This is a genomic window from Nonomuraea sp. NPDC005501, assembly GCF_040605905.1.
Classification (GTDB): domain Bacteria; phylum Actinomycetota; class Actinomycetes; order Streptosporangiales; family Streptosporangiaceae; genus Nonomuraea.
This window is the reverse complement of record NZ_JBEXDT010000184.1, coordinates 1-6,667: the sequence shown is the minus strand read 5'-3', so window position 1 is coordinate 6,667 and position 6,667 is coordinate 1. Positions and strand designations below refer to the sequence as shown.

The window sequence follows — 6,667 nt, the reverse complement described above, 5'->3', positions numbered from 1 at the left end:
CCGCGTACGGCGCGGAGGGCCGCGCGCTCGCGACGGCCCTCGACGCGGACCGCGCCCTGGCCGCCCTCGAACGCCGCCAGGCCCGCGTCCACGCCCTCGCCCTGGCCGGAGGCACCCTCGTGCAGGGGCTGACCGTGGCGGCCATCGTCCTGCTCGCCCAGGGCGTCGGCGCCGGGAGCGTCGCCACGGCCGTGCTGGCGCTGACGGCGCTGGTGTCGTTCGAGCCGGTCCTGCCGCTGGCGGCGGCGGGCGAGCGCATGGCGGGCATCACGGCCGCGCTGAAGCGGCTGAAGGAGGTCCGCTCGGCCCCGCCCGCCGTCGCCGAGCCGCCCTCCCCCGCCCCCGTGCCCGCGCCGCCGTACACGGTCGAGGTCGAGGACCTCGTCGTACGGCACGGCGACGCCGCGCGGCCCGCGGTCGACGGCGTGTCCCTGACACTGACGCCCGGCCGGCGGGTGGCGCTCGTCGGCCCCAGCGGGGCCGGCAAGAGCAGCCTGCTGTCGGCGCTGATGCGCCTGGTCGAGCCCGAGGCGGGCCAGGTGCTGGTCAACGGCGCCGACGTGAGGGGCATGGCGCCGGACGACGTCCGCGCGCTGATGACCGGCCTCACCCAGGACCCGTACGTCTTCCAGGCCAGTCTGCGCGACAACCTGCGCCTGGCCGGCCCCGAGGCCGGCGAGGAGGAGCTGGCCGCGGCCGTGCGCGAGGCGCGGCTGGAGCAGTGGGCCGAGCGGACCGGCTGGGACGTCCAGCTCGGCGAGGACGGCCGGACGGTGTCCGGCGGCCAGCTCCAGCGGCTGGCCCTGGCCCGGGCCCTGCTGTACGACCCGCCGGTGCTGCTGCTGGACGAGCCGGCCGAGGCGCTGGACGAGGACACGGCCGACCGGCTCATGGCGGACCTGCTCGACGCCACCCGGGGCCGCACCACGCTGCTCGTCACCCACCGGCTGCACGGGCTGGAGGACGTGGACGAGATCGTGGTGCTGGAGGACGGCCGGGTCGTCCAGCGCGGGACCCACGCCACGCTGGTGGCCGAGCCCGGCTACTACCGCGACCTGTGGGAGTCCGAGGCCCTCACCCGCTCCCGCTAGCGCTCCCCCCCGGCACGGCGGCGCCGTGCCGGGGGTAAGCGATCAGGCGACGAGCTGCTTGTCGGCCTGCTGCTGGATCAGGTCCTTGTCGGTGATGACCACCGCGTCGGGGATCGCGTCGGGCAGGTCGTCCTCCAGACAGCGGACCGGCCGGTAACGCGCGGCCGCCAGGCCGATCAGCACCGTCACCGCCCCGGCGACGACGGTGAGCAGGGCGATGCCCCTGCCCTGAGCGGCGCCGGCGATGGGGTCGAAGACGTGCTCGACCAGCGGTCCGGCCAGCAGGAAGCCGAGCGGGACCATGGCCCAGCTGAGCATCAGGTTGGTGGCGATGACCCGGCCCTGCAGGTCGAGCCCGACCTTCTGCTGCACGATGGAGAACCAGTGCGTGTTCAGGAACGCGGTGAGCAGCCCGACGCAGAACAGCCCGATCGCGGGCAGCGCCGGGTGCGGCGCGATCCCGATGACGGCGAAGGCGAAGCCCAGGGCGATGAAGCTGCCGAGGATGCCGTGCGTGCGGCGCGCCAGGCCGCCGGTCACCGTCATGATCACGCTGCCGGCCAGCAGCCCGACGCCGGTCATCGAGAGCGCCACGCCCAGGCCGCCGGTGTCGGTGAGCTTGAGCAGCAGCGGCGTGGCCAGGACCTCGACCATGGCGAAGGGGAAGTTCAGGAACGAGGTGAACAGGATGATGGCCAGCAGCCCGTGCCTGCGGGAGATGTAGCGCCAGCCCCCGGTCACCTCCTGCCAGAACGACTCCTCCCGCTTCTTGAACAGCGTGTTCGGGAAGCGGACCGCCAGCGTCACGGTGACCGCGAAGGCGAAGGTGGACAGGTCGATCGTGACGATGCCGCGCATCCCGATGGCGGCCACCAGCGCGCCGCCCAGCAGCGGCGCCAGGACGGTCCCGGCGGCCTGTCCCAGCTGGGCCAGGCCGTTGGCTCTGCCGTAGTAGCGTTTGGGCACGAGCTGGGCCACGGCCGCCATGTAGGCGGGCTGGTGGAAGGCCGTCGACACCGCGCCGACGGCGACGATGACGTAGACGTGCCAGAGTTCGAGGCCGCCCGTCCAGAGCAGGGCGGCCAGTGAGGCGGAGGCGACGCCCGCCGCCGAGTCCGCGGTGATCATGACGAGCCTGCGGTTCCAGCGGTCCGCCACCGCTCCCGCGATCGGCGCCAGCACGACGGCCGGCAGCATCGCCATGACCGAGACGACGGCGAACATCGAGATCGACTGCGTCTGCTGGTAGACCCACAGGCCCAGGCCGAACGTGGTCAGTCCGGTGCCGATCAGCGACACCAGCTGGCCGAAGGCCACCAGGAAGAACGTCTTCAGGCTGGCCTGCTGGACGCGGGGCAGGGGCGGCGGCGGTGGCGCGGGCCGGTCCGCGTCGTCGAGGATCTCGGCCAGCTCGGGCGCCTGGTGCTTCTGGAAGTAGTGCCCCGCCTTGGGGATGACCTCCAGCGACACCGAGTCGGAGAACGCCTCCCACTCGCGGAAGCGCTCCTCGTACAACTCGGTGGCGCGGTCGTTCTCGCCGACCACGCAGACCAGCGGCGCCGACAGCTTCTTGATGGGCGCCTGGTAGAGGTCGGTGTAGTAGTCCTCGCCCTCCTGGGTGTCGTGGAGGAAGACGCCCATGATGAAGTCACGCTCGCGGGGGTCGAGCTCCTCGGTGAAGAAGCCCATCGCCCGCAGGAACTCCAGCGCCTGCCGCTTGGAGGTCCACCGCTCCATCGGGAAGATCCTGCGGAACCAGGCGAAGGCCTTGCCGGGCAGGCGGGGCGCCGGGAAGTGGCCGCCGATGACCACCTTCACCGGCTCGACGCCTTCCTCCTCCAGCCGGCGGGCCAGCTGGACGGTCAGCGCGCCGCCCATGCAGTGGCCGTAGAGCGCGAACGGCCCGCCGACCTTCTCCTTGATCTCCTTGACGCAGCCCTCGACGAGCTCGTGGAAGGGCAGGACGGGCTCGCCGGGGTTGCCGGTGTCGTGGCCCGGCGGCTCCAGCGCGAGCATGGTGATGTGCTCGGGCAGGGCCGCGGCCAGCGGCTGGTACGTGATCGCGCCGCCGCCCGCGAACGGCACGCAGACCAGGGTCAGCGTGGCCGCGGCGCGCGGGGGCGTCAGCTCGTGCAGCAGGCCGCCGCCCCGGGACGACCCGTCGAGCGTGGCGAACGCCCTGATGGTGGGGTTCTTGAAGAGGTCCAGCACGGTCGCCGGGATCCCGGAGTCCCGCACGGCGCGCACGGCCTTGAAGGAGTCGCCGCCCAGCGCGAAGAAGTCGTCGTCGATGCCGATGCCCCGCACGCCCAGGATCGCCGACCAGAGCTCGGCCAGCCTGACCTCGGCCGGCGTCCGCGGCGTCGCGCCCGCGGCGCGCGCCTGGCTCACCGGCTCGGGCAGCGCCTTGCGGTCCACCTTGCCGTTGGGGGTGAGCGGCAGCGCCTCCATCAGGGTGAACGCCGAGGGGATCATGTAATCGGGCAGCTTGCGCCGCAGGTGGTCGCGCCAGTCGTGTTCGGAGTCGGCCGGGGTGTGGACGGTCAGGTAGGCGGCGATGCTCTTGTCCTCGTCCGAGCCGCGCACCACCACGACCGCCTCGCGGACCGCGGGATGCGCCAGCAGGAGCGACTCGATCTCGCCCAGCTCGATCCGGTAGCCGCGCACCTTCACCTGCCCGTCGGCCCGGCCGAGGAACTCGATCGAGCCGTCGGCCCGGCGCCTGGCGAGGTCACCGGTCCGGTACAGCCTGCCGCCGTCATGCCAGGTGACGAAGCGTTCGGCCGTCAGCTCGGGCCGGCCGAGGTAGTCGCGGGCCAGGCCCGCCCCGCCGATGTAGAGCTCGCCGACCACGCCGGTGGGAACCAGGTGCATCGCGGCGTCGAGCAGGTGGATGCGGGTGTTGGCGATCGGGTGGCCGATGGTGATCGGACCGTCGGTGACGCGGGTGAGGGTGGACCAGATCGTGGTCTCGGTCGGCCCGTACATGTTCCACAGCTCGGCCACCCGGCCGCGCAGGTCGGCGGCCAGGTCGGCGGGGAGCGCCTCGCCGCCGCAGAGCGCCTTCAGCGCGGGCCCGCCCTCCCATCCCGACGACAGCAGCAGCCGCCAGGTCGCCGGGGTGGCCTGCATGACGGTCGCGCCGTCGAGCAGGGCGGCGAGCCGTACCGGGTCGTAGGCCGCCTCACGGCTCGCGATCACCACGCGGGCGCCGACCGTGAGCGGCAGGAACAGCTCCAGCACCGAGATGTCGAAGGCGAACGTGGTGACGGCCAGGAGCGTGTCCTGGCCGGTCAGGCCGGGCTCGCGGCTCATCGAGGTGAGGAAGTTGACCACCGAGGAGTGCTGGACGCGCACGCCCTTGGGCAGCCCGGTGGAGCCGGAGGTGTAGAGGACGTAGCAGAGGTTCTCCGGAGTGGCCGGTACGCCCAGCCGTTCGGGGCTCTCCCCGGAGAAGCCGTCGTCGACGAGGACGATCTGCCCCTGGTAGCCGGTGTAGCGGCCGGCCAGCTCGCGCTCGGTGACCAGGACGCGGATGCCCGAGTGGTCCAGGATGTAGTCCTGGCGCTCCTGCGGGTACATCGGGTCGAGCGGCACGTAGGCGCCGCCCGCCTTCAGCACCCCGAGCAGGGTGACCAGCATCGTGGCCGACCGCTCCATCGCGACGCCCACCAGCTCCTCGGGCCCCGTGCCCGCCGCCCGCAGGCGCCGGGCGACCCGGTTCGCCCGCTCGTCCAGCTCCCGGTACGTCAGCGAGACGCCCTCGAAGGTGACGGCCACGGCGTCGGGCGTCCGGTCGGCCTGCGCCTCCACCAGCTCGTGGACGCACAGGCCGGGCACCTCGACGTCCTGGCTGTCCAGCTGCTCGGCCAGCTCCTCGCCGGTGAGCAGGACCAGGTCGGACAGCGCCGTACCGGGCGCCGCGACGATCGCCGACAGCAGGGTCTCGTAGTGCCGCAGCAGCCGCTCGACGGTGCCGGCGTCGTAGAGGGCGGTGTTGTACTCCAGCCTGCACAGCAGCTCGTCGCCGTGGTCGTAGGCGTAGAGGACCAGGTCCACCTGGGCGGTGCCCGTCTCCACGTCCAGCTCCTCCACGGCCAGCCCGGCCATGTCGAGGTCGCTCTTGGGCAGGTTGAGCAGGTTGAACAGCACCTGGAAGAGCGGGTTGCGCGACAGGTCCCTGGGCGGGTCGAGCTCCTCCACCAGCCGTTCGAACGGCACGTCCTGGTGGGCGTAGGCGCCCAGCGCGTACTCGCGCACCTGCGCCAGCAGATCCGTGTACGGCAGCCCGCCGTCCATCGTGGCCCGCATGACCAGGGTGTTGATGAAGCAGCCCGCGATGCCTTCGAGCTCGGGGCGGGTGCGCCCGGCCACGGGCGAGCCGACGCAGATGTCCTCCTGGCCGCTGTAGCGGTACAGCAGCGTGTGGAGCGCGGCCAGCAGGGTCATGTACAGCGTGGCGCCCCGCTCCTGGCTCAGCGCCCGCAGCCCCTTGACCAGGTCCGCGGGGAGCGCGCGGGTGGCGACGGCCCCCTCGAAGGTCTGCATCGGCGGGCGTGGCCGGTCCGTGGGCAGGTCCAGGCTGTGCGGGATGCCGCGCAGCCGCCGCGTCCAGAAGCCGAGGTCGGCGGTCTGCTCCCGCTGCCGGCGCGCGTAGTCGCGGTACCTGACCCGCGGCTCGGGCAGCGTCTCGCCGTTGTACAGCGCCGCCAGCTCGGTCCTCAGCAGGGTGATCGTCCAGCCGTCCACGACGATGTGGTGGAAGACGAGCGACAGGACGTGGTGATCCGGGGCGAGCCGCAGCAGCCGGGCCCGGAACAGCGGCCCGTGCTCCAGGTCGAAGGGCTGGGCCGCGGCCTCGCTCAGCGCCCGCTCGGCGTCGTCGCAGTCCTCGACCGGCAGCGGCACCTCCCCGGCGGGCAGCACCACCTGCACCGGCTCGCCGTCCGGGGCGTGGAAGACGGTCCGCAGCGACTCGTGCCGCCGCACCAGCTCGCGCAGGGCGCCGTGCAGCCGCTCCACGTCCGGCTCGCCCCGCAGGTCCAGCGCCGTGGCGACGGCGTAGGCGGCCGAGCCGTGCACCTGGTCGATGAACCACATGCGCCGCTGGACGAACGAGACGGGGGCCGGGCCGGGCTCGTCGACGGCCGTGATCTCCTCGGCGGTGCCCGCCGAGGCGACGAGCTGCCGCTGGCCGCCCAGCGTGGGGTGGTCGAAGACGGCCTCGATGGACAGGCCGAGGCGGGCGGCGAGCTGGGTGGCCACGAGGGAGTCGCCGCCCAGGTCGAAGAAGTCGTCCTGCGGGCCGGCCGGGACGATGCCGAGCACGTCCTGCCAGGCCGCGGCGACCGGGTCGAGCTCCTGGGCCGCCGGGGTCTCCGCCGCCGCGACCGGCACCGGCATCGGCGCCGCCGCGAGCTCGGAGCGCCGGGTCCGCGGCTCGATCCAGTAGCGGCGCCGCTCGAACGGATAGGCGGGCAGCGGCACCCGCCTGCCGGGCGGGCCGACCCTGGCCCAGTCGACGCCGGCGCCGCTCACCCACAGCCGCCCGACGGCCTCCAGGAGGGCGGCCGGCC

General features: G+C 73.5%; 2 protein-coding genes. One reads left to right on the top strand and one right to left on the bottom strand.

What is annotated here, in order from left to right:
* The coding region (locus ABZS51_RS41920) for an ATP-binding cassette domain-containing protein (RefSeq protein ID WP_355453709.1) at nucleotides 1-1,091 on the top strand (1,091 nt) is incomplete at its 5' end.
* Nucleotides 1,092-1,133: 42 nt separating this feature from the next.
* Here ABZS51_RS41920 and ABZS51_RS41915 read toward each other — a convergent pair.
* A partial coding sequence (locus ABZS51_RS41915; protein WP_355453706.1) for an amino acid adenylation domain-containing protein occupies nucleotides 1,134-6,667 on the bottom strand: 5,534 nt, incomplete at its 5' end.